Consider the following 25,908-nt stretch of genomic DNA (forward strand, 5'->3'; position numbering starts at 1 on the left):
CAGATCGCTACGCGCTTCGGCCGTCTCGGCGGCCGCCAGGCCGTCCGGGGCTGATCAGGGAGCCCACACTGCCATCGGTGCCGGGTCCGAGCCCTCCCGGCGTCTGCACCCGCGGATGACCTGTCGACAGTTCCGCTCAGCGGATCTCACGGCCAGGCAGGTGCCGACTGCCTCCTGCCGGGAGGCCGCGGCGTGCTTTTCGCCATGCCGGCGGGCGAATCATGCCGGTCCGAGCCCTGCCGGCGTCTGCACCCGCAGATGACCTGCCCACAGTTCCGCTCAGCGGATCTCACGGCCAGGCAGGTGCCGACTGCCTCCTGCCGGGAAGCCGCGGCATGCTTTTCGCCATGCCGGCGAGCGATCCATACCGGTCGGAGCCCTGCCGCCGGTTCCGGGGGCCGAGCTGCGGTCCGACGCCCCGCGGGGGCTCGGCAGGCGGACCGGGCGTCGGCTTCCGGCCGGCCCGGCGCAGAATGAATCCATGGGGAACGGCGAGTGGGCACGGCACTGGCAGTACCCGGACCTGCCCGGCCTCGACCTGCTGCGCGCCCGGTACGTCCGGCACGCCTTCCCGCGGCACGCGCACGACGGGTACGTCGTCGCGACCGTGACCGGCGGCATAGAGGAGGTCGGCCTGCCCGGCGGCGTGGTCAGGGCCGGGGCCGGCGACGTGATCCTGATCAACCCCGAGGTGCCCCACACCGCTCGGGCCGGCGTTGCGGAGGGCTGGACGTACGACACCCTCTACCCGGCCCGCGACGTGATCGTCGAGGTGGCCGCCGAGCTGTCCACCCTGCGGGGGACCCCCGGGTTCACCGTGGACGTCGTGGCCGACCCGGAGGCATCCCGCCTGATCAAGGAGGTCCACCGGGCGGCCGAGGAGGGCAACGCGCTGGCCACGGACAGCCTGCTGCGGGTGGCCGTGGCGGGCCTGCTGCGCCGCCACGGCGGCACGCTCCCGGCGCGTACCGTGCGGGGCGCAGGCGCCGCGGTCGCGGCGCGGGCCCGGGCGGTGCTGGAGGAGCGGATGGCGGAGCCGCCGTCCCTGGAGCAGCTCGCCGCCTCCCTCGGCACGAGCCCCTTCGCCCTGCTGCGGGCCTTCCGTGACGCGTACGGAATGCCGCCGCACACCTGGCTCACGGACGCCCGCGTCCGCCGGGCCCGGCGGCTGCTCGACGCGGGGACCCCGGTGGCGGAGGCCGCGGTGACCGTCGGCTTCACCGACCAGCCTCACCTCAACCGCCACTTCACCCGCATCGTGGGCGTCCCCCCGGGCGCCTACCGCCGCGAACGCACCCCCTGATCCGTTGCGGCTCCCGGCCCCACGGACCGACCGCCGCACCCCGCCCCCCCCCACATCACCGCAGGTGAACGCCGTTGTCGGTGTCGGGGTGCACGATGGTAGGCATGGCCGGATCCGCGCTCGACTCGTTCTCCCCCGCGACCCGCTCCTGGTTCACGGGGGCCTTCCGTACGCCCACCGCCGCCCAGGACGGCGCCTGGCGGGCCATCGGCGAGGGGTCCGACGTGCTGGTCGTGGCGCCCACCGGCTCCGGCAAGACCCTCGCGGCCTTCCTCGCCGCCCTCGACCAGCTGGCGAGCACGCCCCCGCCCGCCGAGGCCAGGAAACGCTGCCGCGTGCTCTACGTGTCCCCGCTGAAGGCCCTCGCGGTCGACGTCGAGCGGAACCTCCGCAGCCCGCTCACCGGCATCCGGCAGGAGTCCGTGCGCCTGGGCCTGCCCGAGCCCGAGATCCGCGTCGGCATCCGCTCCGGCGACACCCCGCCCGCCGAGCGCCGCGCGCTGGCCACCCGGCCGCCGGACATCCTCATCACCACCCCCGAGTCGCTCTTCCTGATGCTCACCTCCTCGACCCGGGACGCGCTGTCCGGCATCGAGACCGTCATCCTCGACGAGGTGCACGCGGTGGCCGGCACCAAGCGCGGCGCCCACCTCGCGCTGTCCCTGGAGCGGCTGGACGAGCTGCTGCCGCGCCCGGCCCGGCGGGTGGGCCTCTCGGCGACGGTCCGCCCGGTGGACGAGGTCGCCCGGTACCTTTCCCCCCGCCGCAGGGTGGAGATCGTGCAGCCGCCCTCCGGCAAGGAGTTCGACCTCTCCGTCGTCGTCCCGGTCGAGGACATGGGCGAACTCGGCGGCTCCCCCGCGACCGAAGGCCAGGACGGCGGCGACAAGCCGTCGATCTGGCCGCACGTGGAGGAGCGGATCGCGGACCTGGTGCAGGCCCACCGCTCGACCATCGTGTTCGCCAACTCCCGCCGCCTGGCGGAGCGGCTCTGCAACCGCCTCAACGAGATCGCGTACGAGCGGTCGGTGGGCGAGGCCCTGCCCGAGGGCGCCCCGCCGGCCGAGGTCATGGCCCAGTCCGGCCGCGCGCACGGCGCACCGCCGCTGCTCGCGCGGGCCCACCACGGCTCGGTCTCCAAGGAGCAGCGCGCCCTGGTGGAGGAGGACCTGAAGGCGGGCCGGCTGCCGGCCGTGGTCGCCACCTCCAGCCTCGAACTCGGCATCGACATGGGTGCCGTTGACCTGGTGGTGCAGGTGGAGTCCCCGCCGTCGGTCGCCTCGGGCCTGCAGCGCGTGGGCCGGGCGGGCCACCAGGTGGGCGCGGTCTCCACGGGCGTGGTGTTCCCCAAGTACCGCGGCGACCTGGTGCAGGCGGCCGTGGTGACCGAGCGGATGCGCACCGGCTCGATCGAGTCGCTGCGCGTGCCGGCCAACCCCCTGGACGTGCTGGCCCAGCAGCTGGTGGCGATGACCGCCCTCGACACCTGGCAGGTGGACGACCTGCTGTCCCTGGTGCGCCGGGCCGCGCCGTTCTCCTCGCTGCCCGAGTCGGCGTTCACCGCCGTGCTCGACATGCTGGCCGGGCGCTACCCCTCCGACGCGTTCGCGGAGTTGCGGCCGCGCGTCGTGTGGGACCGGGTCGCGGGCACGGTCACCGGGCGTCCCGGCGCGCAGCGGCTGGCCGTCACCTCAGGCGGCACGATCCCGGACCGCGGCCTGTTCGGCGTCTTCCTGGCCGGCGCGGACCCGAAGAAGGGCGGCGGCCGGGTCGGCGAGCTGGACGAGGAGATGGTGTACGAGTCGCGGGTGGGGGACGTCTTCACCCTCGGCACCACCTCCTGGCGGATCGAGGACATCACCCGCGACCGGGTGCTGGTCTCGCCCGCGCCCGGCGTGCCCGGCCGGCTGCCGTTCTGGAAGGGCGACCAGCTGGGCCGGCCGCTGGAACTCGGCCGTGCAGTGGGCGCGTTCCTCCGCGAGGTCGGCAGCCTGCCCGCCGAGGACGCGCGGCTGCGGCTGCTGGCGGCCGGTCTGGACGCATGGGCCGCGGACAACGTCCTGGCCTACCTCGCGGAGCAGCGGGAGGCGTGCGGCCACGTACCCGACGACCGCACCATCGTGGTGGAGCGCTTCCGCGACGAGCTGGGCGACTGGCGGGTGGTGGTGCACTCGCCCTTCGGCGCCCAGGTGCACGCGCCGTGGGCCCTCGCCCTCGGCGCCCGGCTCGCCGAGCGGTACGGCATGGACGCGCAGGTGATGCACGCCGACGACGGCATCGTGCTGCGGCTGCCGGACGCGGACCTGCTCGGCCTGGACCTCCTGGACGCCGATCCGGCAGCGCCCGGCTTCGAGTTCGACAGCGAGCAGGCGCCGCTGGGCGCCGCCGACGTGGCCTTCGACAAGGGCGAGGTCGACCAGATCGTCACGGACCAGGTGGGCGGCTCGGCCCTGTTCGCGGCCCGGTTCCGCGAGTGCGCCGCCCGGGCGCTGCTGCTGCCGCGGCGCAACCCCGGCAAGCGCACCCCGCTCTGGCAGCAGCGCCAGCGCGCGGCCCAGCTCCTCCAGGTGGCCTCGGAGTTCGGCTCGTTCCCGATCGTCCTGGAGGCCGTCCGCGAATGCCTCCAGGACGTCTTCGACGTGCCGGGCCTCACCGAGCTGATGGGCGACATCGAGTCCCGCAGGGTCCGCCTCGTCGAGGTGACGACGCCCGAGCCGTCGCCGTTCGCCCGCTCGCTCCTCTTCGGTTACGTCGCCCAGTTCCTGTACGAGGGCGACTCCCCCCTCGCGGAGCGCCGCGCGGCGGCCCTGTCGCTGGACTCCCGCCTGCTGGCCGAGCTGCTGGGCCAGGCGGAGCTGCGCGAGCTGCTGGACGCGGACGTGCTGGCCGAACTGGAGGCGGAGCTCCAGTGGCTGACGGAGGACCGGCGGATCAAGGACGTCGAGGGCGTCGCCGACCTCCTCCGCCTCCTCGGCCCGCTGACCGACGCGGAGCTGGCGGCCCGTGGCGCCGAGCCCGACTGGCCCGAGGCCCTCAGCCGCGCCCGGCGCGCGATCCGCGTCCGGATCGCGGGCGAGGAGCACTGGGCGGCCGTCGAGGACGCGGGCCGTCTGCGGGACGCGCTCGGCACCGCGCTGCCCGTCGGCGTCCCGGAGGCGTTCACGGAACCGGTGAAGGATCCGCTGGGCGACCTCCTGGCCCGGTACGCCCGTACCCACGGCCCCTTCACGTCGGCGACCGCCGCGGCCCGCTTCGGCCTGGGCGTCGCCGTCACCGAGGGCGCGCTGCAGCGCCTCGCCGGGGCGGGCCGGGTCGTACAGGGCGAGTTCCACCCCTCCGGCCTGGGCCAGGAGTGGTGCGACGCCGCGGTGCTGCGCAGGCTCCGCCGGCGCTCGCTGGCCGCGCTGCGCCAGGAGCTCGAACCGGTGCCGCCCGCCGCGCTGGCCTCCTTCCTCCCTCAGTGGCAGCACGTGGGCGGCGGCCTGCGCGGCATCGACGGCCTCGCCCGGGCCGTCGAACAGCTCCAGGGCGCGCCCGTCCCCGCCTCCGCCCTGGAGAAGCTCGTCCTCCCGTCCCGGGTGGCGCACTACAACCCGGCGCTGCTGGACGAACTCACCACCACCGGCGAGGTCGTCTGGGCCGGCGCGGGCGCGCTCCCCGGCAAGGACGGCTGGGTCTCCCTGTACCTGGCGGACGCGGCCCCGCTGCTCCTCCCGCCGCCCCACCCCCTGGAGCTGACGCCCCTCCACCAGGCGGTCCTCGACGCGCTCTCGGGCGGCTACGGCCTGTTCTTCCGTCAGATCGCGCAGTCGGTGGGCCAGAGCCACCCGGAGGCCACCGACCTCGAGCTCTCCTCGGCGATCTGGGACCTCGCCTGGTCGGGCCGTCTCACCAACGACACGCTGGCGCCGCTGCGTTCCCTGCTGGGCAGTGGCCGCACCGCGGGCTCCACCGCCCACCGGGCGAAGCGCACGGTCCCGCGCGGCCGGTACGGCACGCTGTCCGCCTCCGCCCGCCCGGCCGTCTCCCGTACCGGCCCGCCCACCGTCTCGGGCCGCTGGTCCCTCCTGCCGGCCGCCGAGCCCGACGCCACGCACCGCGCCCATGCGGTGGCCCGCACGCTTCTGGACCGGCACGGCGTGGTGACCAGGGGCGCGGTCGCCGCCGAGGGCATCGAGGGCGGCTTCTCGGCGGTCTACCGCATCCTGTCCGCCTTCGAGGACAGCGGGCAGGCCCGCCGCGGGTACGTCGTGGAGGGCCTGGGCGCGGCCCAGTTCGCCATGGACGGCGCGGTGGACCGCCTCCGCGCCACCGCCACCGCCCGCGACCGCGCCGACTCCCCGCTCGAAGCGCGCGTGCTGGCGGCCGCCGACCCTGCGAACGCGTACGGTGCCGCCCTCCCCTGGCCTGAACCCCCGGCGGGCGCGGGCCACAAGCCGGGCCGCAAGGCCGGTTCGATCGTCGTCCTGGTGGACGGCGAACTCACCCTCTACCTGGAGCGGGGCGGCAAGACCCTGCTGGCCTGGCCGGACCCGGACTCCCCGGCCCTGCTGGCCGCCACGGACGCCCTGGCCGCCGCCGCCCGTGCGGGCACGGTGGGCGCCCTGACGGTGGAGCGCACCAACGGCTCCCCCGCCCTCACCTCCCCGCTGGGCCGTTCCCTGGAGTCCGCCGGCTTCCACGCCACCCCCCGAGGCCTCCGCCTGCGGCCCTAGGAGGGTGCGAGTACGGCACGACAGGACCGCCACCGGAGCCGCCGGACCGCGGCGGGATCGCCGGACGGTCAGCGGGGCGGATCGCCGGACCGGATCGCCGGACCGGATCGCCGGACCGGGTCGACGGACCGCGGCACCGGAATTGGGCGCCGGGCCGGGACGCCGGACCGGGCTCCCGGACCGGGCTCCCGGACCGGGCTCCCGGGCCGGGACGCCGGTCCGGGAGCCCGGTCCGGATCGCGGGACCGATCAGCGGACCGCGACGTCAGGCCGGGGCACCGGGACGGGACGGCGGACCGCGGACCGCGGACCGCGGACGGCGTGCTCGGACGGGCGCGCCCGGAGCCACGCCCGCCCACCCGCAGGCCCGCCCCCGTCCGGGAGGACAATGGCCCCATGCCCGAAGGAGACACGGTCTGGCACGCCGCACGGCGGCTGGACCAGGCCCTGACCCCCAGCCCCCTGACCCGCTGCGACTTCCGGGTCCCCCGGCTCGCCACCGTCGACCTCACCGGCCGGGCCGTCCTCGACGTCACGCCCCGCGGCAAGCACCTCCTGACCCGCCTCGAAGGCGGCCTCACCCTGCACAGCCACCTCCGCATGGAGGGGGCCTGGAACCTCTACGCCCCGGGCGAGAAGTGGCGCGGGGGCCCCGCCCACCAGATCCGGGCCATCCTGGGCAACGAGACGACCACGGCCGTCGGCTACCGCCTCCAGGTCCTCGAGCTCCTCCGCACCGCCGAGGAGCACAAGGCCGTGGGCCACCTCGGCCCTGACCTCCTCGGCCCGGACTGGGATCCCGCGACCGCCGAGGCCAACCTCCTGCGCGACCCGGCCCGCCCGGTCGGCGAGGCCCTGCTGGACCAGCGCAACCTGGCCGGCATCGGCAACATCTACAAGACCGAGATCTGCTTCCTGGCCCGCGTGACCCCCTGGCTGCCGGTGGCGGAGCTGCCCGACGCCGCGCAGGTCGTGGACCTCGCCCACCGCCTCCTGGAGGCGAACCGCGCCCACCCCGGCCGCCGCAGCACGACCGGCAGCCACCGGGCGGGCCAGATGCTGTACGCGTACGGCCGCGCCCGGCGCTCCTGCTTCCGCTGCGGCACCCCCATCCGCAGCGCCTCCCAGGACGACCGCCCCACGTACTGGTGTCCGCAGTGCCAGACGGGCCCCGTCCCCGGCGGCCGCACGGGCACCGGCACCCACGGCCGTCCCCGCCGCACTGGTTGACGGTCCGTCAGATCCCGCCGTACCGTCCCCGCATGCCCCTTACGTCGTACGACCTCACGGGCCGCACCGCGCTGATCACGGGCGCCGCCGGCGGCATCGGACGCGCCTCCGCCCGCCTCCTGGCCCAGGCGGGCGCGACCGTCCACTGCGCGGACCGCGACGAGAAGGGCCTCGCGGAGACCGCCGCCCTGATCACCGAGGACGGCGGCACGGCGGTGGCCCATCCGCTCGACGTCACCGACCGCGCCCAGATCCGCGCCGCGGTCGAGAGCGCCGGCCGCCTCGACATCACCGCCGCGATCGCCGGGATCATGCACACCAGCAGCGTGGTCGACACCCTCGACCAGGACCTCGACCGGGTCCTCGACGTGAACTTCAAGGGCGTCCTGTACGCCTGCCAGGAGTCCGCCCGCGCCATGCTGGCCGCCGGCACTCCCGGCAGCATCATCACCATGGCGTCCGGGGCGGTGGACGCGGCCAGCCCCGGCCTGCTCTGCTACAGCGCCGCCAAGGCCGCGGTCGTCCAGCTCACCAAGACCCTGGCCACCGAGACAGGCCCGCAGGGCATCCGCGTGAACGCCGTTGCGCCGGGGTGGATCCGCACCCCCATGACCGGCCGCCACTCCCCCGAGGTCCAGGAGCAGACCGAGGCGATGATGGTCCGGATGTCCCCGCTGAGGCGGGTCGGCGAGGCCGAGGACATCGCCCAGACCGTGCTCTTCCTGGCCTCGGACGCCTCGTCCTTCATGACCGGCCAGATACTCCGCCCGAACGGCGGCGTCGCCATGCCCTGGTGACCGCCCCGCGTGCCCCCGACAGCACCCCCTCGCCCCGCCGCCGCGCCGCCGACACGCCCGGCGCGCTGGCCAGCGGGACGCAGTGCACCGGCAGCAGACTCAGCCCCCAGCCCCCGACCACCACGGCACCCTCGACGACCCCGGCACTCGCCGGGGCCAGCACCAGCCGCAGCGCGGCCCACCACCACAGCGCACCGCCGGCCAGGGCCACCGCGCCCAGGGCGGGGACCCGTATGCGCCCCCAGAAGCCGTAGCTCGCCACGCCGCCAGTCTCCCGTACGGCCCCGCAGCCCGCACCCAGAACGCCGGCCGCCGCCCCCACGCCCCGCTCCCCCGGCCCCGGGCACACCCCGTCGGCCGGCACCCCGCCTGCCCGGCACAGGACCGCCCCGGCACAGGACCCCCCCCCCGGGACAGCACGAAGCCCCGGCCGAGGTGCGTCACGCACCTCCCCGGGGCCCTGTACCAAGCTCAGCTCACGCGGCTACGACATCCACCGCTTCGGCAGGCGCCTTGATGGTCACCCGCTCGGGTCCACCCGCGACCGAGGTCACGGAAACCGAATTGAGCATCGGGCGTACCGGTGCCGGTACCGGGTCGCTCGCGGCCGCGGACGCGGCCAGCTCGGCGAGCGAGAGTTCATCGCTGACTTCGCGCATCAGCTCGGACATCCGTACGTCCAGCGCGTCGCAGATCGCGGAGAGCAGTTCGGAGGACGCCTCCTTCTGCCCCCGCTCCACCTCGGAGAGATAGCCGAGTGAGACTCGGGCGGACGAGGAGACTTCGCGCAGAGTACGGCCCTGGCGCTGGCGCTGCCGACGCAGCACGTCACCCAGCAGGCGACGGAGCAGAATCATCGGTGGCTCCCTCCTCTGACCGTATAGCCGCATCCTTCACGCCCCACCGTACCGCCTCGCGCCGCGGCCGTGCGGGGAGCGATGTCGTGTTCACTCAGGGCTGCAAACATCAAATCCCCCCGTTCTGTTCCGTATCCTGTGTCCGCGCATTGTCCAGGAGTTCGCTCGAGAACAGTTCGAGCACCCTCCGTACACTCTTCATACGGATTTCCGCGCGGCCGCCGTTCAACCTCAGCGCAGCCGTTTTCCCGCCTGCCGGACCGGCCACGGCGACGTACACCGTCCCCACCGGCTGGCCGTCCTGCGGCTCGGGACCGGCCACGCCCGTGGTCGAGATTCCCCACGAAGCCCCCAGCACCCGCCGCACGCCGTCCGCCATGTCGGCCGCGACCTGCGGGTCCACCGCACCTCGCGCCGCGAGCAGCTCCGCGTCCACGCCGAGCACGTCGCGCTTGACGTCGGTGGCGTACGCCGTGACCGAGCCGCGGAAGCTCCGCGACGCGCCCGGCACCGCCGTCAGCTCGGCCGCGACGAGACCGCCTGTCAGCGACTCCGCCACAGCGACGGTCTGGTTACGCTCCGCAAGCATGGAGAGTACCTCGGCCGCGGTCGCACCCGCACCGGTTTCCCCGTTACTCCCCACAACCTCGGCCATGACTCCCCCGCGGTCAGCCGTCGACGCCCCGCGCGCCCGGCTCGGAACCGGGCGTCGCGTCCGTTCCCGTGCCGGGCGCCTGCCCGGCCGCCGCGCGCTCCGCCGCCCGGCCGCGCCGCCGGAGGACGACCGCCTGGCGTACGTAGTCCAGTCCCGTGACCACCGTCAGCACCACCGCCACCGCCATCACCCAGAAGCGGAAGGTGGCGAGCGCCCCGGTCAGCGCCAGGACGTACATGCCGACCGCCGTGCCCTGCGCGAGGGTCTTGAGCTTCCCGCCCCGGCTGGCCGGGATGACCCCGTACCTGATCACCCAGAAGCGCAGCAGCGTGATCCCGAGTTCCCGGCCGAGGATGACGGCGGTCACCCACCACGGCAGCTCGCCCAGCCAGGAGAGGCAGATCAGCGCCGAGCCCATGATCGCCTTGTCGGCGATCGGGTCCGCGATCTTGCCGAAGTCCGTGACCAGGTTGTACGTGCGGGCCAGGTGCCCGTCGAACACGTCGGTGATCATGGCGACCGCGAAGGCCGCCCAGGCCCATGCCCGCCAGACGGGGTCGTAGCCGCCGTCCGCCAGGAGCAGGAGCACGAATCCCGGCACGAGCACGAGCCGGACCATCGTCAGGATGTTGGCGATGTTCCACAGGCTGGCCTGGTTGACGGCCGCCGCGCCCAGCTTTCCGCCGGGTGCGGGCCGCGGCGCGGCGCCGCCCGTCGCTGATGCCGGGACTCCGGTCATCCGGCCGCCTCCTCGAGGTCCAGGGGCTCGGCGACCAGGTCCACGCCCAGGCTGCCGACCACCTTCGCCGTGACGATACGCCCGGGGACCAGGCCCTCGCCGCTGGTGAAGATCACCTGGCCGTCCGTCTCGGGCGCCTGGTGGGCCGCGCGGCCGGTGGCGCCGTCCTCGTCCCCGGTCTCCTCGCCGACGGCCTCCACGAGCACCTCGACGGTCTCGCCGACGCGCTCCTCGGCGCGCTGCGAGGTGAGCTCCTCGGCGAGCCGCTGCATGTGGGCCAGCCGCTCGGCGATCACGTCCTCGTCGAGCTTGTTCTCGTACGTGACGGCCTCGGTGCCCTCCTCGTCGGAGTAGCCGAAGACGCCGATGGCGTCGAGGCGGGCGTGCGTGAGGAAACGCTCCAGCTCGGCGAAGTCCGCCTCGGTCTCGCCGGGGAAGCCGACGATGAAGTTGGACCGGACGCCGGCCTGCGGGGCCTTGCTCCGGATGGTGTCCAGCAGCTCCAGGAAGCGGTCCGTGTCGCCGAAGCGGCGCATGGCGCGCAGCACGTCGGGCGCGGAGTGCTGGAAGGACAGGTCGAAGTACGGCACGACCTTCGGGGTGGAGGTCAGCACGTCGATCAGACCGGGCCGCATCTCGGCCGGCTGGAGGTAGCTGACCCGCACCCGCTCGATGCCGTCGACGGCCGCCAGCTCGGGCAGCAGCGTCTCCAGCAGGCGGATGTCGCCGAGGTCCTTGCCGTACGAGGTGTTGTTCTCGGAGACCAGCATGACCTCCTTCACGCCCTGCTCGGCCAGCCAGCGGGTCTCGCCCAGCACGTCGCTCGGGCGGCGCGAGATGAACGAGCCGCGGAAGGACGGGATGGCGCAGAAGGAGCAGCGGCGGTCGCAGCCGGAGGCCAGCTTCACGGAGGCGACCGGGCTGGTGTCCAGGCGGCGGCGCAGGGGCGCGCGGGGGCCGGAGGCGGGCGCGAGGCCGTCCGGCAGGTCGGCGGGCGCCGGGGCCGGGGTCTCGTCGGCTTCCTGGGCGTGGCCGGGCAGGGCCACGCCGGCGGCGCCCTGGCGCTCGGCCGGGCTGATGGGCAGCAGCTGGCGGCGGTCGCGCGGGGTGTGGGCCTCCACGCTGCCGCCGCTGAGGATGACCTGGAGGCGGTTGGAGATGTCGCTGTAGTCGTCGAAGCCGAGGACGCCGTCGGCCTCCGGGAGGGCTTCGGCGAGCTCCTTGCCGTAGCGCTCGGCCATGCAGCCGACGGCGACGACGGCCTGGGTCCGGCCATGATCCTTCAGATCGTTGGCCTCCAGCAGGGCGTCTACGGAGTCCTTCTTCGCGGCTTCGACGAAGCCACAGGTGTTGACGACGGCGACGTCCGCGTCGGCGGCGTCCTCGACGAGCTCCCAGCCATCCGCCGCCAAGCGGCCTGCGAGCTCCTCCGAGTCCACCTCGTTACGGGCGCAGCCAAGGGTGACAAGGGCGACGGTACGGCGTTCGGGCATGGACTCAAGACTACTTCGTCCCGGCACCGGCCCCCGCCCGGTGCCCCCGACCAGCAAGGATCCCCCGGATGCGGGGGCGCACCCGGGGGATCACAAGATCGTCCGGCCGGTTTCCGGCCCGTGCTCGGCTCGCGCCGGAGGCTCAGCCGGCCTGCGGGGCGTCCTCGCGCGGGTCGTCCTTGGTGTAGGTCAGCCGCTCGACCTGCCCTGGCTGGAATTCATCCTTGATCTCCTTGCCGTTCACGAAGAGCTTGACCGAGCCGGCGTCGCCGAGGACGAGGTCCACGGATTCCTTGTCGGTGAAGGTCTTCGAGTCGCCCTCTTCGAGCATGCCGTCGAAGAGCAGGCGGCCGTTGTGGTCCTTGGCCGAGATCCAGCTCTCGCCGCCCACGGCCGTCATCACGACCGTGACCAGGTCCTTCGGGGCCTGCGCGATGGCGCTGTCCGAGGGCTCGGCGGTGGGCTTGGGCGGGGTGGGGGCGGGCGGCCTGATGACCTTGCCGGTCTGCTTGGGCGCGGGCTGCGGGGAGGCGGAACCTTCCGCCACCGGCCGCTTCTTCCCGCCGTCCTCTCCGCTGAACACGGTGAAGCCGACGAATCCGATCACGGCGACGATCGCCGCGACCATGGCGGCGGTCCAGTTGGGCCGCTGCCGCTCTGGCCGGATTCGTTCGGCCTCGAACAGAGGTGCGGCGGGCGTGGGTGCCGGCCGGCCGCCGTGGGCGGCGTCGAACTGCTCGATCAGCTCGGTCGGGTCGAGCCCGACGGCGCGCGCGAGCGTACGGATGTGGCCGCGGGCGTACACGTCGCCGCCACAGCGGGTGAAGTCGTCCTGCTCGATCGCGTGCACGATCGGGATGCGCACGCGGGTAGTGGTGCTGACCTCGTCGACGGTGAGCCCGGCACGGATGCGGGCCTGCTTGAGGGCCCGGCCGATGGAGGGGCCGTCGCCGTCGGAAGGACGGTCGTCTTCGGGGGAGTTGGCGTTGCCGATGGACACGAGGGCGCCTTTCGAGCGTGTAACCACCTGCTGGAGGTCCAGTCTAGGGGGGTTACGAAAGGGGTGAGCAACCGGGAGGGTGGACTTTGTACGCCATCGGTATGGCATCGGTATGACGTACGGGGTCCTCCGACGGAGCTGTCGTAACAGCCCCGCCCCTCTCCCTCAACTTGACGCGCGGCCAAGGGAAACGGTTGCCCCCCGATCCCTTACGAGTGAGACTCCCCCCGGATGACGGCGAGGACTCCGTCCAGCTCATCGGGTTTCACCAGCACGTCGCGGGCCTTGGATCCCTCGCTCGGCCCCACGACCCCGCGCGATTCCATCAGGTCCATCAGCCGGCCGGCCTTCGCGAAGCCCACCCGCAGCTTGCGCTGGAGCATGGAGGTCGAGCCGAACTGGGTGGAGACCACCAGCTCCGCCGCCTGGCACAGCAGGTCGAGGTCGTCGCCGATCTCCTCGTCGATCTCCTTCTTCTGCTTCTGCCCGACCGTGACGTCGTCCCGGAACACCGGCGCCATCTGGTCCTTGCAGTGCTGCACCACCGCGGCCACCTCGGCCTCGGTGACGAACGCGCCCTGCAGCCGGACCGGCTTGTTCGCGCCCATCGGCAGGAACAGGCCGTCACCCTTGCCGATGAGCTTCTCCGCGCCCGGCTGGTCGAGGATGACCCGGCTGTCGGCCAGCGAGGAGGTGGCGAAGGCCAGCCGCGAGGGCACGTTCGCCTTGATGAGGCCGGTGACCACGTCCACCGAGGGCCGCTGGGTGGCGAGCACCAGGTGGATGCCGGCCGCGCGGGCCAGCTGGGTGATGCGGACGATCGCGTCCTCGACGTCCCGCGGGGCGACCATCATCAGGTCGGCCAGCTCGTCGACGATCACCAGCAGGTACGGGTAGGGGCTCAGCTCCCGCTCGCTGCCCGGGGGCAGCTTCACCTTGCCGTTGCGGATCGCCTCGTTGAAGTCGTCGATGTGCCGGAAGCCGAAGGCCGCCAGGTCGTCGTACCGCAGGTCCATCTCGCGGACCACCCACTGGAGGGCCTCGGCGGCGCGCTTGGGGTTGGTGATGATCGGCGTGATCAGGTGCGGGATGCCCTCGTACGCGGTGAGCTCCACCCGCTTGGGGTCGACCAGCACCATCCGGACATCCTCGGGCGTGGCGCGGACCATGACCGAGGTGATCAGGCAGTTGATGCAGGAGGACTTTCCGGAGCCGGTGGCGCCGGCCACGAGCACGTGCGGCATCTTCGCGAGGTTGGCCATCACGTAGCCGCCCTCGACGTCCTTGCCGAGCGCCACCAGCATCGGGTGGTCGTCCTCCGCCGAGTCGGCCAGGCGCAGGACGTCGCCCAGGTTGACCATCTCGCGGTCGGTGTTCGGGATCTCGATGCCGACCGCCGACTTGCCCGGGATCGGGCTGATGATCCGGACGTCGGGGCTGGCCACGGCGTAGGCGATGTTCTTGGTGAGGGCGGTGATCCGCTCGACCTTCACGGCCGGGCCGAGCTCCACCTCGTACCGGGTGACCGTCGGGCCGCGGGTGAAGCCGGTGACGGCCGCGTCGACCTTGAACTCCGCGAAGACGTTGGTGAGCGAGGCGACCACGGCGTCGTTGGCGGCGCTGCGGGTCTTCCCGGGCCCGCCCCGCTCCAGCAGGTCCAGCGAGGGCAGCGCGTACGTGATGTCGCCGCTCAGCTGGAGCTGCTCGGCGCGCGGCGGCAGCGGCTCGGAGACCTCGGGCGCGGCCTTGGTCAGGTCGGGTACGACGGCGGGCCGCGCCTCCCGGGCCGTGGGCAGCGGCACGGGGGTGGTGGTCTCCACCGGCCGCTCCGGGGCGACGCCCTGGGTGAGGTCGGCGACCAGCGGCGAGGGCGGCAGCCCGTTCAGCACGGCGCCGTCGAGCGCGGCGGCCGCGGCGGCGGCCACGTCCACGGCGTCCAGCGGCCGGTCCCCGGCCGGCTGGGCCCGGCGGGGGCGGCGGCGCCGCGCCAGCGCCTCCTCCTCCGCGCCCTCGGGGCTCCCCGCAGGGGCGGCGGGCCCGCTCCCCCGGCGGGTACGGGCCCGCCACTGGTCCTCGTCGTGCTCCTCGCCCGTGACGGTGCCGTACGGGTCCTCCTCGGGCGGGGCGACGACGCCCAGCCGCACGCCGAGCTGCCGGAGCCGCTGCGGGATGGCGTTGACCGGTGTGGCGGTGACGACCAGCAGGCCGAAGACGGTCAGCAGGAGCAGCATCGGCACGGCGAGCGGCGCGCCCATGGTGAAGACCAGCGGCTGGGAGGCGGCCCAGCCGACCAGGCCGCCCGCGTCCCGGATGGCGGCGCTGCCGGCGTCGCGGCCAGGCGAACCGCAGGCGATGTGCACCTGGCCCAGCACGCCGACGACGAGTGCGGTCAGTCCGATGCCGATCCGGCCGTTGGCGTCCACCTGCTCCGGGTGCCGGATCAGCCGTACCGCCATCACGCCCAGGATCAGGGGCACCAGCAGGTCCAGGCGGCCGAAGGCGCCGGTGACCAGCATGGTGACGAGCTCGCCGACCGGACCGCGCAGGTTCGACCAGGTGCCGGCGGCGACGATCAGCGCCAGCCCGAGCAGCAGGAGCGCGAGGCCGTCCTTGCGGTGGGCGGGGTCGAGGTTCTTCGCGCCCCGTCCGAAGCCGCGGAACACCGCGCCCACGGCGTGCGCGACGCCGAGCCAGAGGGCGCGCACGAGCCGGACCACGCCCCCGGTGGGGGACGGCGCCGCCTTCGCCGCGGGCCGGGCCGCGGCCTTCTTGGCCGGGGCCCGCTTCGCGGGCGCGGCCTTCTTGGCGGGCGGCTTCCGCGCGGGCGCCGCCTTCTTCGCCGCCGCCGTCGTACGGCCGGTGCGGGCCTTCGCGGTGCCCGCCGTGCTCTGGGAACCCTTGCCGGACGTACTTGAGGCCATGGGGGCGAGGTTACCGGTGTCGGCGGCGGGGGACACGTGTGCCCACCCCTTCACCCGTTCGTGTCGGGCTGCCGGGTGGCGATTTGACGCCCCGTCGGGAGCCGGGGGCGCCGTCGCCGGCGCCGGGTCCGCGTACGGCCCCGGGCGCCGTCACGTCGTCAGGTCCCCGCGGGCAGGGCCGGGGACGTGCCACCCGTACCCGGCTCCAGCGCGTCGAGCGCCCGCCGCAGGCCGGTGAGTTTGCGCTCCAGGTGCGCGGCCGTGGCCACCGCGGCGGCGTCCGCGGAATCGTCGTCGAGCTGCTTGGACAGCGCCTCGGCCTGCTCCTCCACCGCCGCGAGCCGCGCGGAGAGTTCGGCGAGCAGTCCCGCCGACTCCTTCGCACCGGCGGCGCCGGCCTGTGCGCCGCCGCCCTCCAGCTGGAGCCGCAGCAGCGCGGCCTGCTCCCGCAGTTGGCAGTTCTTCATGTACAGCTCGACGAAGACCGACACCTTGGCCCGCAGCACCCACGGGTCGAACGGCTTCGAGATGTAGTCCACCGCACCGGCCGCGTAGCCGCGGAAGGTGTGGTGCGGACCGTGGTTGATCGCGGTGAGGAAGATGATCGGGATGTCCCGGGTCCGCTCGCGCCGCTTGATGTGCGCGGCGGTCTCGAACCCGTCCATACCCGGCATCTGGACATCCAGCAGGATGACCGCGAAATCGTCCGTCAGCAGCGCCTTGAGCGCTTCCTCCCCCGACGACGCCCGGACCAGGGTCTGATCGAGCGCGGAGAGGATGGCCTCCAGCGCCAGCAGATTCTCCGGCCGGTCATCGACCAGGAGGATCTTGGCCTTCTGCACCATGCCCTGTCCTCCTCGCCCCCGAAGGGGGCCTCCCCGGCTCGCAGAACCCGCCCGTCCTTGTGCCGGTCATCGTAGCCCCACTCCCGAGATCGCCACACCCTGTCACCGAGATGTCACTGTCTCCGAAGCAGAAACGCGGTGGGGGACCAGAAGGTTCCCCCCACCACGCCCCGCCATCACTTGGCGTGCATCCACTGCTCCATGACCGTGAGCAGGTAGTCCGGGTCGACCGGTTTGGTGACGTAGTCGGAGGCGCCGGAGTCGATGGCCTTCTCCCGGTCTCCCTGCATCGCCTTCGCCGTGAGCGCGATGATCGGCAGGCCCGCGAACTGCGGCATCCGCCGGATCGCCGCCGTGGTCGCGTACCCGTCCATCTCCGGCATCATGATGTCCATCAGCACGACCGTGACGTCGTCGTGCTGCTCCAGGACCTCGATGCCCTCCCGCCCGTTCTCGGCGTACAGCACCGCCAGCCCGTGCTGCTCCAGCACGCTGGTCAGCGCGAAGACGTTGCGTACGTCGTCGTCGACGATCAGCACCTTCTCGCCCTGGAACGCGTACGTCCGCGGCGCCGCCGGCTCCTCCGCCTCGGCACCCGCCCAGGCCGCCGCCTCGTCCGGCACGCCCTGGCCCAGACCCTGGCCCTGGCCCGGCAGCGCCGGGCGCGGCTCCAGCTCCGTGAGCGCCTTGCGCCGGCGCCGGAACAGCGTGGGCGCCGCACCCGGCGCCTCCGCCACGGGGGCCGCGGCCACCGGGGCCGGTGCGAGCGGCAGCGCCGGCGGGAGCGCCACGGGCACCCTGCGGAACCCGTCGCTCCGGCTGCCCGGCGCGGGCTGCGCGTACCCCTGCGGGGGCAGCTCGCTCGGGTGGAGCGGAAGGTAGAGCGTGAAGGTCGAACCGCGGCCGGGTTCGCTCGCCGCGTGGATCTCCCCGCCGAGCAGCCGCGCGATCTCCCGGCTGATGGACAGGCCCAGGCCGGTGCCCCCGTACTTGCGGCTGGTCGTGCCGTCCGCCTGCTTGAACGCCTCGAAGATCACCAGCATCTTGCTGGCGGCGATGCCGATCCCGGTGTCGGTCACGGAGAACGCGATCAGCTCGCCGTCCGCCTCCCGCAGGGAACCGGCCTCCAGGAGCTGCTCCCGGATCTCCACCGGAACGTCCGACCCGGCCGGCCTGATCACCAGCTCGACCGCGCCGCTGTCGGTGAACTTCACCGCGTTCGACAGGAGGTTGCGCAGCACCTGGAGCAGCCGCTGCTCGTCGGTGTGCAGCGTGGCCGGCAGCTCGGGCGAGACCCGGACGGAGAAGTCCAGGCCCTTCTCGGCGGTCAGCGGCCGGAAGGTGGCCTCCACGTAGTCGACCAGCTGGACCAGCGCGATCCGGGTCGGGGAGACGTCCATCTTGCCCGCCTCGACCTTCGACAGGTCGAGGATGTCGTTGATCAGCTGGAGCAGGTCGGAGCCCGCGCCGTGGATCGTCTCGGCGAACTCCACCTGCTTCGGCGACAGGTTGGCGTCCGCGTTGTCGGCGAGCAGCTTGGCCAGGATCAGCAGGGAGTTGAGCGGCGTGCGCAGCTCGTGCGACATGTTCGCGAGGAACTCGCTCTTGTAGCGCATGGACACCGCCAGCTGCTCGGCGCGCTCCTCCAGCACCTGCCGGGCCTCTTCGATCTCGGTGTTCTTCACCTCGATGTCGCGGTTCTGCTGGGCCAGCAGCTCGGCCTTCTCCTCCAGTTCGGCGTTGGCCACCTGGAGTTCGCGCTGCCGGTTCTCCAGCTCCGCCGACCGCTCGCGCAGCTGCTCGGTCATCTCCTGGGACTGCTTGAGCAGCACCTCGGTCTTGGAGTTGACGCTGATGGTGTTGACGCTCGTCGCGATCATCTCCGCGATCTGCGACAGGAAGTCCTTCTGGATCTGGGTGAAGGGCTGGAAGGACGCCAGCTCGATCACGCCCAGGATCTTGCCCTCGAACAGCACCGGCAGCACGATCACGTGCGCCGGGGGCGCCTCCCCGAGCCCGGACGAGATCTTGAGGTAGCCGGGCGGGGTGTTCTCGACGAGAATCGTCCGCTTCTCCTCGGCGACCGTCCCGATCAGCCCCTCGCCGGGCCGGAACGAGGTCGGCATGGCGCTGCCCGCGTACGCGTAGCTGCCGCGCATCCGCAGCTCGTACGCGCCGTCCCGGCCGCCCTCGGTGCCGATCTCCTGCGCGCCGCCGGACGGCACGGCCAGGAAGAACGCGCCGTGCTGGGCCGAGACCACCGGCGTCAGCTCGCTCATGATCAGCGAGGCCACGTCGTCCAGGTCGCGGCGGCCCTGCATCAGGCCGGAGATGCGGGCGAGGTTGCCCTTGAGCCAGTCCTGCTCCTTGTTGGCGAGGGTGGTGTCGCGCAGGTTGGCGATCATCGTGTTGATGTTGTCCTGGAGGACCTGGATCTCGCCGGCCGCGTCCACGTCGATCTTCAGGTTGAGGTCGCCGCGGGTCACCGCGGTGGCCACGGCCGCGATGGCGCGCACCTGCCGGGTGAGGTTCCCGGCCATCTCGTTCACGGACTCGGTCAGGTCGCGCCAGGTCCCGTCCACGTCGCGTACGCGGGCCTGGCCGCCCAGGATGCCCTCGGTGCCCACCTCGCGCGCCACCCGGGTCACCTGGTCCGCGAAGGAGGACAGCTGGTCGACCATCGTGTTGATGGTGGTCTTGAGCTCCAGGATCTCGCCGCGCGCGTCGATGTCGATCTTCTTGGTCATGTCGCCCTTGGCGATGGCGGTGGTGACCATGGCGATCTGCCGCACCTGGCCGGTCAGGTTCGACGCCATCGAGTTCACCGACTCGGTGAGGTCCTTCCACGTACCCGAGACGCCCGGTACGTGCGCCTGGCCGCCCAGCCGGCCCTCGGTGCCCACCTCGCGGGCCACGCGCGTGACCTCGTCGGCGAACGAGGACAGGGTGGTCACCATCGTGTTGACCGTGTCGGCGAGCTGCGCGACCTCGCCGCGCGCCTCGACCGTGACCTTCTTCGTCAGGTCGCCGTTGGCGACCGCCGCGGACACCTGCGAGATGTTGCGCACCTGGACGGTCAGGTTGTTGGCCATCAGGTTGACGTTGTCGCTCAGGTCCTTCCAGATGCCCGTGACGCCGCGGACCCGCGCCTGGCCGCCGAGGATGCCCTCGGTGCCCACCTCACGGGCCACCCGCGTCACCTGCTCGGCGAACGAGGACAGCTGGTCCACCATCGTGTTGACGGTGGTGACCAGTTCGAGGATCTCGCCCTTCGCGTCGACCGTGATCTTCTTCGACAGGTCGCCCATCGCGACCGCGGTCGTCACCTCGGCGATGTTGCGCACCTGCGAGGTCAGGTTGTTCGCCATGAAGTTGACGGACTGGGTCAGGTCCTTCCAGGTGCCCGAGACGCCCTTCACCTCGGCCTGGCCGCCGAGGATGCCCTCGGTGCCCACCTCACGGGCCACCCGCGTCACCTGGTCCGCGAACGAGGACAGCTGGTCCACCATCGTGTTGAGGGTGTTCTTCAGCTCCAGGATCTCGCCGCGCGCGTCCACGTCGATCTTCTGCGACAGGTCGCCCCGCGCCACCGCCGTCGCGACCTGGGCGATGTTGCGCACCTGCGCGGTCAGGTTCCCGGCCATGCCGTTCACCGAGTCGGTCAGGTCGCGCCACACGCCGGCGACGCCGGGCACCTGCGCCTGGCCGCCCAGCCGGCCGTCCGTACCCACCTCGCGGGCCACCCGCGTCACCTGCTCGGCGAACGCGCTGAGCTGGTCGACCATCGTGTTGATGGTGTTCTTCAGCTCCAGGATCTCGCCCCGGGCGTCCACGTCGATCTTCTGCGACAGGTCACCCCGCGCGACCGCGGTGGTCACCTGCGCGATCTGCCGCACCTGGGAGGTCAGGTTGCCGGCCATGAAGTTGACGGAGTCGGTCAGTTCCTTCCAGGTGCCCGAGACGCCGTCCACCCGCGCCTGACCGCCCAGCCGGCCCTCCGTACCCACGTCCCGCGCCATCCGCGTGACCTGGTCGGCGAACGACGACAGCTGGTCGACCATCGTGTTCACGGTGTTCTTCAGCTGGAGCATCTCGCCGGAGACGTCGACCGTGACCTTCTGCGACAGGTCGCCGTTCGCCACCGCCGTGGTCACCTGCGCGATGTTCCGCACCTGACCGGTCAGGTTCCGGAAGGCGGTGTTCACCGAGTCGGTGAGGTCCTTCCACGTCCCCGCCGCGCCCGGCACCTGCGCCTGACCGCCCAGCTCGCCCTCGACGCCGACCTCGCGGGCCACCCGCGTCACCTCGGAACCGAAGGACTGGAGCTGGTCCACCATCGTGTTGACGGTGTTCTTCAGCTCCAGCATCTCGCCGGCGACGTCGACCGTGACCTTCTGCGACAGGTCGCCGTTCGCCACCGCCGTGGTCACCTGGGCGATGTCGCGCACCTGAGTGGTGAGGTTCCGGAAGACCGTGTTCACCGAGTCGGTGAGGTCCTTCCACGTCCCCGCCGCACCCGGCACCTGCGCCTGGCCGCCGAGCAGGCCCTTCGCGCCGACCTCGCTGGCCACGCGGGTGACCTCGTCGGCGAAGGTCCGCAGGGTCTCCGTCATCTGGTTGATCGTTTCGGCCAGCTGTGCGACCTCGCCGCGTGCGCTGACCGTCACCTTCTGCGACAGGTCGCCGTTGGCCACGGCCGTCGTGACCTGCGCGATCCCCCGCACCTGGGCGGTCAGGTTGCCCGCCATCGTGTTGACGGAGTCGGTCAGGTCCTTCCACACTCCGGCGACCCCGGGCACCTGGGCCTGCCCGCCCAGCTCGCCCTCCGTACCCACCTCGCGGGCCACGCGCGTGACCTCGGACGAGAACGACGACAGCTGGTCCACCATCGTGTTCACGGTGTTCTTCAGCTGCAGCATCTCGCCGGCCACGTGCACCGTGACCTTGCGCGAGAGGTCGCCCTTGGCCACCGCGGTCGTCACGAGAGCGATGTCACGCACCTGAGCGGTGAGCCGGTACGCCATCGTGTTGACGGAGTCGGTCAGGTCCTTCCACGAACCGGACATACCACGCACCTGGGCCTGGCCGCCGAGCTTGCCCTCGGTGCCCACCTCCAGCGCGACGCGGGTCACCTCGTCCGTGAACGCCGACAGCTGGTCGACCAGGTTGTTGACCGTACGGCCGACCTTCAGGAACTCCCCGCGCAGCGGGTGCCCGACCCCCTCGGCCGTCTGCGTCCGCAGGTCCATCCGCTGCGCCAGGTCGCCCTCGGCCACCGCCGACAGCACCCGCCCGACCTCGGACACCGGCCGCGCCAGGTCCTCCACCAGCTGGTTCGACGCGTCGATCGCGGCCGCCCAGGAGCCCTCGCAGGCCCCCGTCTCCAGCCGCTCGCTCAGCTTGCCCTCGCGGCCCACCATGCGCCGCACGCGGGCGATCTCCCCGGTCAGGTGGAGGTTCCGGTCCGCGACCTCGTTGTAGACGGCGGCGATCTCCGCCATCACCCCGTCGCCGGAGACCGTCAGCCGCTTGCGGAAGTTCCCGTCCCGCATGGAGACGAGCGCGGTCAGCAGCCTGTTCAGCGCGGCCGAGTCCACTTCCGTGGTCCCGCCCCGCCGCGGCCGCCCGCTCTTCCCCCGCGTACTGGCCCTCCGCGCCGCCACGCCAGACTCCACCGTGTCCCTCCCGAAAGGGTTCGTGCTCTACCCGGGTCTGCCCTTGCCAAGCCTTCCCAGTGTTTCACCATGGCCGAACACGGCCATAAAACTTCGGCACCTTCGCACGGGACCCGCACCCTGCGGGTGGAATACCAGCAGTCCGCGCCCGCCCTGCCCGCGAAGGTAAGTAACCTGGCATCCGACTGTCCAACCGCCCCGGTCCGCCCGGCAGGGGACGGTGGCTCCGAGACGACCGGGCACGGAGGAATGGTCCGATGGCGGAGCCGGGCATCGCGACACGATCGAGGAGCGCTGTGATCACGGCCCGGGCCGCTGCCAGCTTCGACCCCGTAGGGCGTTCGGTCGCCACGGCCCGCGCGTTCGTCCGGGACACGCTCCAGGGCTGGGGCTTCTCCGACATCGTCGACGACGCGGTCGTGCTGACCAGCGAACTCGTCACCAACGCCGTGATCCACGCCGGCACCCGCGCCGACGTCCTGTGCCTGCGCTCCGCCGACGGCGTCCGCGTCGAGGTCGCCGACCGCTATCCCGAGCGCGAGGTGCCCCTCCGCCACCCGGACCGCCCCTACGCCTCCCCCGACCACGAGGGCGGCCGAGGGCTGATGCTGTGCGCCGCCATGGCCAGCCGGTGGGGCGTCGAGTACGAATCGGCCAGCAAACACGTCTGGTTCCAGCTCGACCTGCCGGCCCGCCCGGTCGGCACCCGCTCCGCGGGCCCCGCGATCCCCGACGCACAACTGCCGGTCGCCGACCGGCGCGTACGCGTCGCCGTCCTCCAGATCGACGCCGGCGCCCGCATCTCCGCCTGGAACGAGGACGCCGAGCAGATCTTCGGCTACCCCGCCGAGAAGGTCACCGGCCGCCCCCTCGCCGACTTCGCCGCCTGGCCCCACACCCCCGGCACGGGCACCGGCATCGCCGAGGCCCTGCGCCTGTCCCGCTGGGAGGGCAGCTACGGCCTCCGCGGCGCCGACGGCCGCGTGATCCCCGTCTACGCCTCGCACCTGCGCGTCCGCGACGCGGCCGGCGAGCCCTCCACGGTCTGCCTGCTCGTCCACGACAACGAGCGCGCCGTGCTCCAGTCCCCCGCCCGCGCCGCCTCGCCCGCCGCCGACCCGGCCCAGCTCTCGGAGTCGCGCACGACGGACCCCTTCGAGGTCTTCATCGGCTCCCCGGCCCCCGACGACCTCGACAGCCTCCTCCAGCGCACCGTCGAGCGCGCCCGGGACATGCTCGACGCCGACGCCGCCTTCCTCCTCCTCGCCACCGACGACGAGACGGAGCTGGAGGTCCGCGCCACCACCGGACTCCCCTCCACCCGCCAGCGGTTCGCCCGCGTGCCCGTCGAGGCCGGCACCAGCCGCTACGGCTCCGCCCGCATGCCCGCCGTCCACGAGGACCTCACCGCCGTGCCCGGCGCCGTACCGCTCCTCAACGGCACCGGCATGCGCTCGGCGGTCACCGTGCCGCTCAAGGTCGAGGGCAGGCTGACCGGTTCGCTGGGCGTCGCCGCGGAAACCGCCGCCCGTTACTCGAACGAGGAGGCCCTGCGCCTCCAGTTCGCCGCCGACCGCATCGCCCTCGCCGTCGAATCGGCCCGCCTGGGCGAGCTGGAGCGGCTGCGCCGCGGCTCGCTCTCCTTCCTCGTCGAGGCCTCCGACCTGCTGGCCGGCACCCTCGACCGGGACCAGACACTGGCGCTGATGGCCCAGATGACGGTCCCCACGCTGGCCACCTGGTGTGCCGTCTACACGATCGCCGACCAGGCCTCGGACCCGTACCTGGCGTACGTCCTGCACGAGGACGAGGAGCTCATCGACGGTCTCAAGTCCCTGCTGTCGCGCATCGATCCGCCCGAGCCCGGCACCGACCAGACGGTCCGCCCCTGGAACGCCCCGGCGCAGGCGGCTCACGACGCGGCCCTGCGCACGTCCATGCGCGCGGTCGGCCTGGGCTCGCCCTCGGACTACACCTCCGGCATCGGCACCACCCTGGCGACGGCCGCGGCGGTCGGCGGCGAGACGGTCGTCCTGCCGCTGATGGCACGCAACCGCGTGATCGGCATGCTGACCCTGGGCAAGCCGGCCGACGAGCACTTCCGCCAGGAGATCCTCGAACTGGCCGAGGACCTGTCCCGCCGGGCAGCGCTGGCCCTCGACAACGCCCGGCTCTACTCGGAGCGCATGGCCATCAGCCGCTCGCTCCAGCGCAGCCTGCTGCCCCCGAGCCAGCCCGCCATCCCCGGCATGGAGGTCGAGGTCATCTACCGCGCCGCCGGCGAGGGCAACGAGGTGGGCGGCGACTTCTACGACGTCTTCCCCATCCGCGACGGCTCGTACGGCTTCGCCATCGGCGACGTCTGCGGTACGGGACCCGAGGCCGCGGCCGTCACGGGCCTCGCACGGCACGCCCTGCGTCTGCTGGCCCGCGAGGGCCTCGGCGGCCCGGCGGTACTGCAGCGCCTGAACGCCGCGATCCTCGACGAGGGCGCCCGCAGCCGCTTCCTGACCCTGCTCTACGGCGAACTCCGTCCGCTCCAGGACGGCGGGGCGGCCCTGAAGCTGGTCTGCGCCGGCCACCCGCTCCCGCTGCGCCTGCGCCCGAACGGCGAGGTGGAGCCCGCTGCCGAGCCGCAGCCGCTGCTGGGCGTCATGGACGACCTGGAGCTGTACGAGGAGACCCTCACCCTGGAGCCGGGCGACGTCCTGCTCTGCGTCACGGACGGCGTGACCGAGCGCCGCGAAGGCACCCGCATGCTGGGCGACGACGGCCTCACGGACGTCCTGACCACGTGTACAGGGCTCACGGCCGGCGCCGTCGCTTCCCGGGTCCTCCGGGCGGTGGAACGCTTCGCCGCCGAGCCGGCCTCCGACGACATGGCCATCCTGGCGTTCCGCGTCCCGGAACCCCGCCAGGGCGACTGACCCGCCGGGAAAACCCTGGCCGCCGCAGCCCGCCGTGTGGTCAACTCACCGCCGTGGAAACTGTCTTCACGAGTGTGGTGGCCGTAGCGGGCACCTTGATCGGATCCATGACCACGTACTTGTTCCAACGGCGTACGGCCGGCCGCGCGGAGGACGTGGCCCGTTCGGAACGCCTCCGCCAGGAACTCATCACCGCGTACAGCGGGTACGCCGGCGCGGTGACGGAACTCAAACGCGCGAAGATCACTCTCTGGTTCCGCCGCCGGCACGAGCCGCGCGACCACGAGGCCCTGCTGGCGGCCCACATCGACAGTGACCGCCTGGGCGCCGCGGTCGAGACTGCGGCCTTCCGACTCCAGTTGGTCGCGGACGACCCGGAGCTGCGCCGGCTGATGGAGGGCATATCCGAGAAGCTCAGCGAGATCACCCGTGCGGCTGACCCCCAAGTGCTCATCGCGATCGAGCGGCGCTTCGAGGACGCGGTCCGCACCTTCATCACCGAAGCCTCGACCCGCCTCCCCTGACTGACTTCGGAAAACAAAAAAGGCCCCCGCCATCAGGCGGGGGCCTTTTCTCTTGGAGCCCTTTAACGGAATCGAACCGTTGACCTTCTCCTTACCATGGAGACGCTCTACCGACTGAGCTAAAAGGGCGGGTTGTTCGGCGGCGTCCTACTCTCCCACAGGGTCCCCCCTGCAGTACCATCGGCGCTGAAAGGCTTAGCTTCCGGGTTCGAAATGTAACCGGGCGT

At 72.9% G+C, this 25,908-nt stretch carries 15 protein-coding genes, 1 tRNA gene and 1 rRNA gene; 6 read left to right on the top strand and 11 right to left on the bottom strand.

Annotated elements, in window-relative coordinates:
• The first annotated feature begins 481 nt into the window (after window positions 1-481).
• The 4 genes from ACIQUQ_RS35125 (at window position 482) to ACIQUQ_RS35140 (ending at window position 8,045) form a co-directional block, all read left to right on the top strand.
• Window positions 482-1,303, top strand: coding sequence for an AraC family transcriptional regulator (locus ACIQUQ_RS35125; protein ID WP_403984232.1), 822 nt, complete (start codon window positions 482-484; stop codon window positions 1,301-1,303).
• Between the two features lie 104 nt (window positions 1,304-1,407).
• On the top strand, window positions 1,408-6,018 hold the full coding sequence (locus ACIQUQ_RS35130) for an ATP-dependent helicase (RefSeq protein WP_403984234.1): 4,611 nt from the start codon (window positions 1,408-1,410) through the stop codon (window positions 6,016-6,018).
• A 396-nt stretch (window positions 6,019-6,414) separates the two neighbouring features.
• Window positions 6,415-7,248 carry an Fpg/Nei family DNA glycosylase gene (locus ACIQUQ_RS35135; protein WP_403984236.1) on the top strand — a complete coding sequence of 278 codons (834 nt, stop codon included), beginning with the start codon at window positions 6,415-6,417 and terminating at the stop codon, window positions 7,246-7,248.
• A 32-nt stretch (window positions 7,249-7,280) separates the two neighbouring features.
• On the top strand, window positions 7,281-8,045 hold the full coding sequence (locus tag ACIQUQ_RS35140) for an SDR family NAD(P)-dependent oxidoreductase (RefSeq protein WP_403984238.1): 765 nt from the start codon (window positions 7,281-7,283) through the stop codon (window positions 8,043-8,045).
• Here the strand turns inward: ACIQUQ_RS35140 and ACIQUQ_RS35145 are convergent.
• The 9 genes from ACIQUQ_RS35145 to ACIQUQ_RS35185 all read right to left on the bottom strand — a co-directional run bounded on the left by ACIQUQ_RS35145 (window position 7,993) and on the right by ACIQUQ_RS35185 (window position 22,230).
• Window positions 7,993-8,307 (bottom strand): hypothetical protein, encoded by a 315-nt coding sequence (locus tag ACIQUQ_RS35145; RefSeq protein ID WP_403984240.1) that lies wholly within the window; start codon window positions 8,305-8,307, stop codon window positions 7,993-7,995. The two genes, ACIQUQ_RS35140 and ACIQUQ_RS35145, sit on opposite strands and share 53 nt — an antisense overlap.
• 214 nt (window positions 8,308-8,521) lie before the next feature.
• Window positions 8,522-8,902 carry a helix-turn-helix domain-containing protein gene (locus tag ACIQUQ_RS35150; RefSeq protein WP_399958429.1) on the bottom strand — a complete coding sequence of 127 codons (381 nt, stop codon included), beginning with the start codon at window positions 8,900-8,902 and terminating at the stop codon, window positions 8,522-8,524.
• A 109-nt stretch (window positions 8,903-9,011) separates the two neighbouring features.
• Window positions 9,012-9,557, bottom strand: a complete 546-nt coding sequence (locus ACIQUQ_RS35155; RefSeq protein WP_403984242.1) for a CinA family protein — start codon at window positions 9,555-9,557, stop codon at window positions 9,012-9,014.
• A 13-nt stretch (window positions 9,558-9,570) separates the two neighbouring features.
• Window positions 9,571-10,296, bottom strand: a complete 726-nt coding sequence (gene pgsA, locus ACIQUQ_RS35160; protein WP_403984244.1) for a CDP-diacylglycerol--glycerol-3-phosphate 3-phosphatidyltransferase — start codon at window positions 10,294-10,296, stop codon at window positions 9,571-9,573.
• The gene (rimO, locus tag ACIQUQ_RS35165; RefSeq protein WP_403984246.1) at window positions 10,293-11,789 is read right to left on the bottom strand and encodes a 30S ribosomal protein S12 methylthiotransferase RimO; all 1,497 of its coding nucleotides are present in this window, start codon (window positions 11,787-11,789) and stop codon (window positions 10,293-10,295) included. The genes pgsA and rimO overlap by 4 nt, the downstream gene beginning before the upstream one ends.
• A 142-nt stretch (window positions 11,790-11,931) precedes the next feature.
• Window positions 11,932-12,789 carry a helix-turn-helix domain-containing protein gene (locus tag ACIQUQ_RS35170; protein WP_403673377.1) on the bottom strand — a complete coding sequence of 286 codons (858 nt, stop codon included), beginning with the start codon at window positions 12,787-12,789 and terminating at the stop codon, window positions 11,932-11,934.
• A gap of 209 nt (window positions 12,790-12,998) precedes the next feature.
• Window positions 12,999-15,710 (bottom strand): DNA translocase FtsK, encoded by a 2,712-nt coding sequence (locus tag ACIQUQ_RS35175; RefSeq protein ID WP_403984248.1) that lies wholly within the window; start codon window positions 15,708-15,710, stop codon window positions 12,999-13,001.
• Between the two features lie 158 nt (window positions 15,711-15,868).
• Window positions 15,869-16,555, bottom strand: a complete 687-nt coding sequence (locus ACIQUQ_RS35180) for a two-component system response regulator (RefSeq protein ID WP_399958405.1) — start codon at window positions 16,553-16,555, stop codon at window positions 15,869-15,871.
• A gap of 176 nt (window positions 16,556-16,731) precedes the next feature.
• Window positions 16,732-22,230: a HAMP domain-containing protein gene (locus ACIQUQ_RS35185; RefSeq protein ID WP_403984250.1), complete on the bottom strand. Its 5,499-nt coding sequence runs from the start codon at window positions 22,228-22,230 to the stop codon at window positions 16,732-16,734.
• Window positions 22,231-22,487: 257 nt separating this feature from the next.
• Here ACIQUQ_RS35185 and ACIQUQ_RS35190 point away from each other — a divergent pair, with 257 nt between their 5' ends.
• Together ACIQUQ_RS35190 and ACIQUQ_RS35195 are read left to right on the top strand one after the other, a co-directional pair.
• Complete coding sequence (locus tag ACIQUQ_RS35190; RefSeq protein WP_403984252.1) at window positions 22,488-25,157, top strand: SpoIIE family protein phosphatase; 2,670 nt, start codon at window positions 22,488-22,490, stop codon at window positions 25,155-25,157.
• Window positions 25,158-25,264: 107 nt separating this feature from the next.
• On the top strand, window positions 25,265-25,681 hold the full coding sequence (locus ACIQUQ_RS35195; protein WP_403984254.1) for a hypothetical protein: 417 nt from the start codon (window positions 25,265-25,267) through the stop codon (window positions 25,679-25,681).
• A gap of 53 nt (window positions 25,682-25,734) precedes the next feature.
• Here the strand turns inward: ACIQUQ_RS35195 and ACIQUQ_RS35200 are convergent.
• Window positions 25,735-25,810, bottom strand: a tRNA-Thr gene (locus ACIQUQ_RS35200).
• A gap of 5 nt (window positions 25,811-25,815) precedes the next feature.
• Window positions 25,816-25,908 (bottom strand): 5S ribosomal RNA (gene rrf / locus ACIQUQ_RS35205); the annotation flags it as partial.

The organism is Streptomyces sp. NPDC101118, assembly GCF_044759445.1.
In the GTDB taxonomy this organism is placed as follows: domain Bacteria; phylum Actinomycetota; class Actinomycetes; order Streptomycetales; family Streptomycetaceae; genus Streptomyces.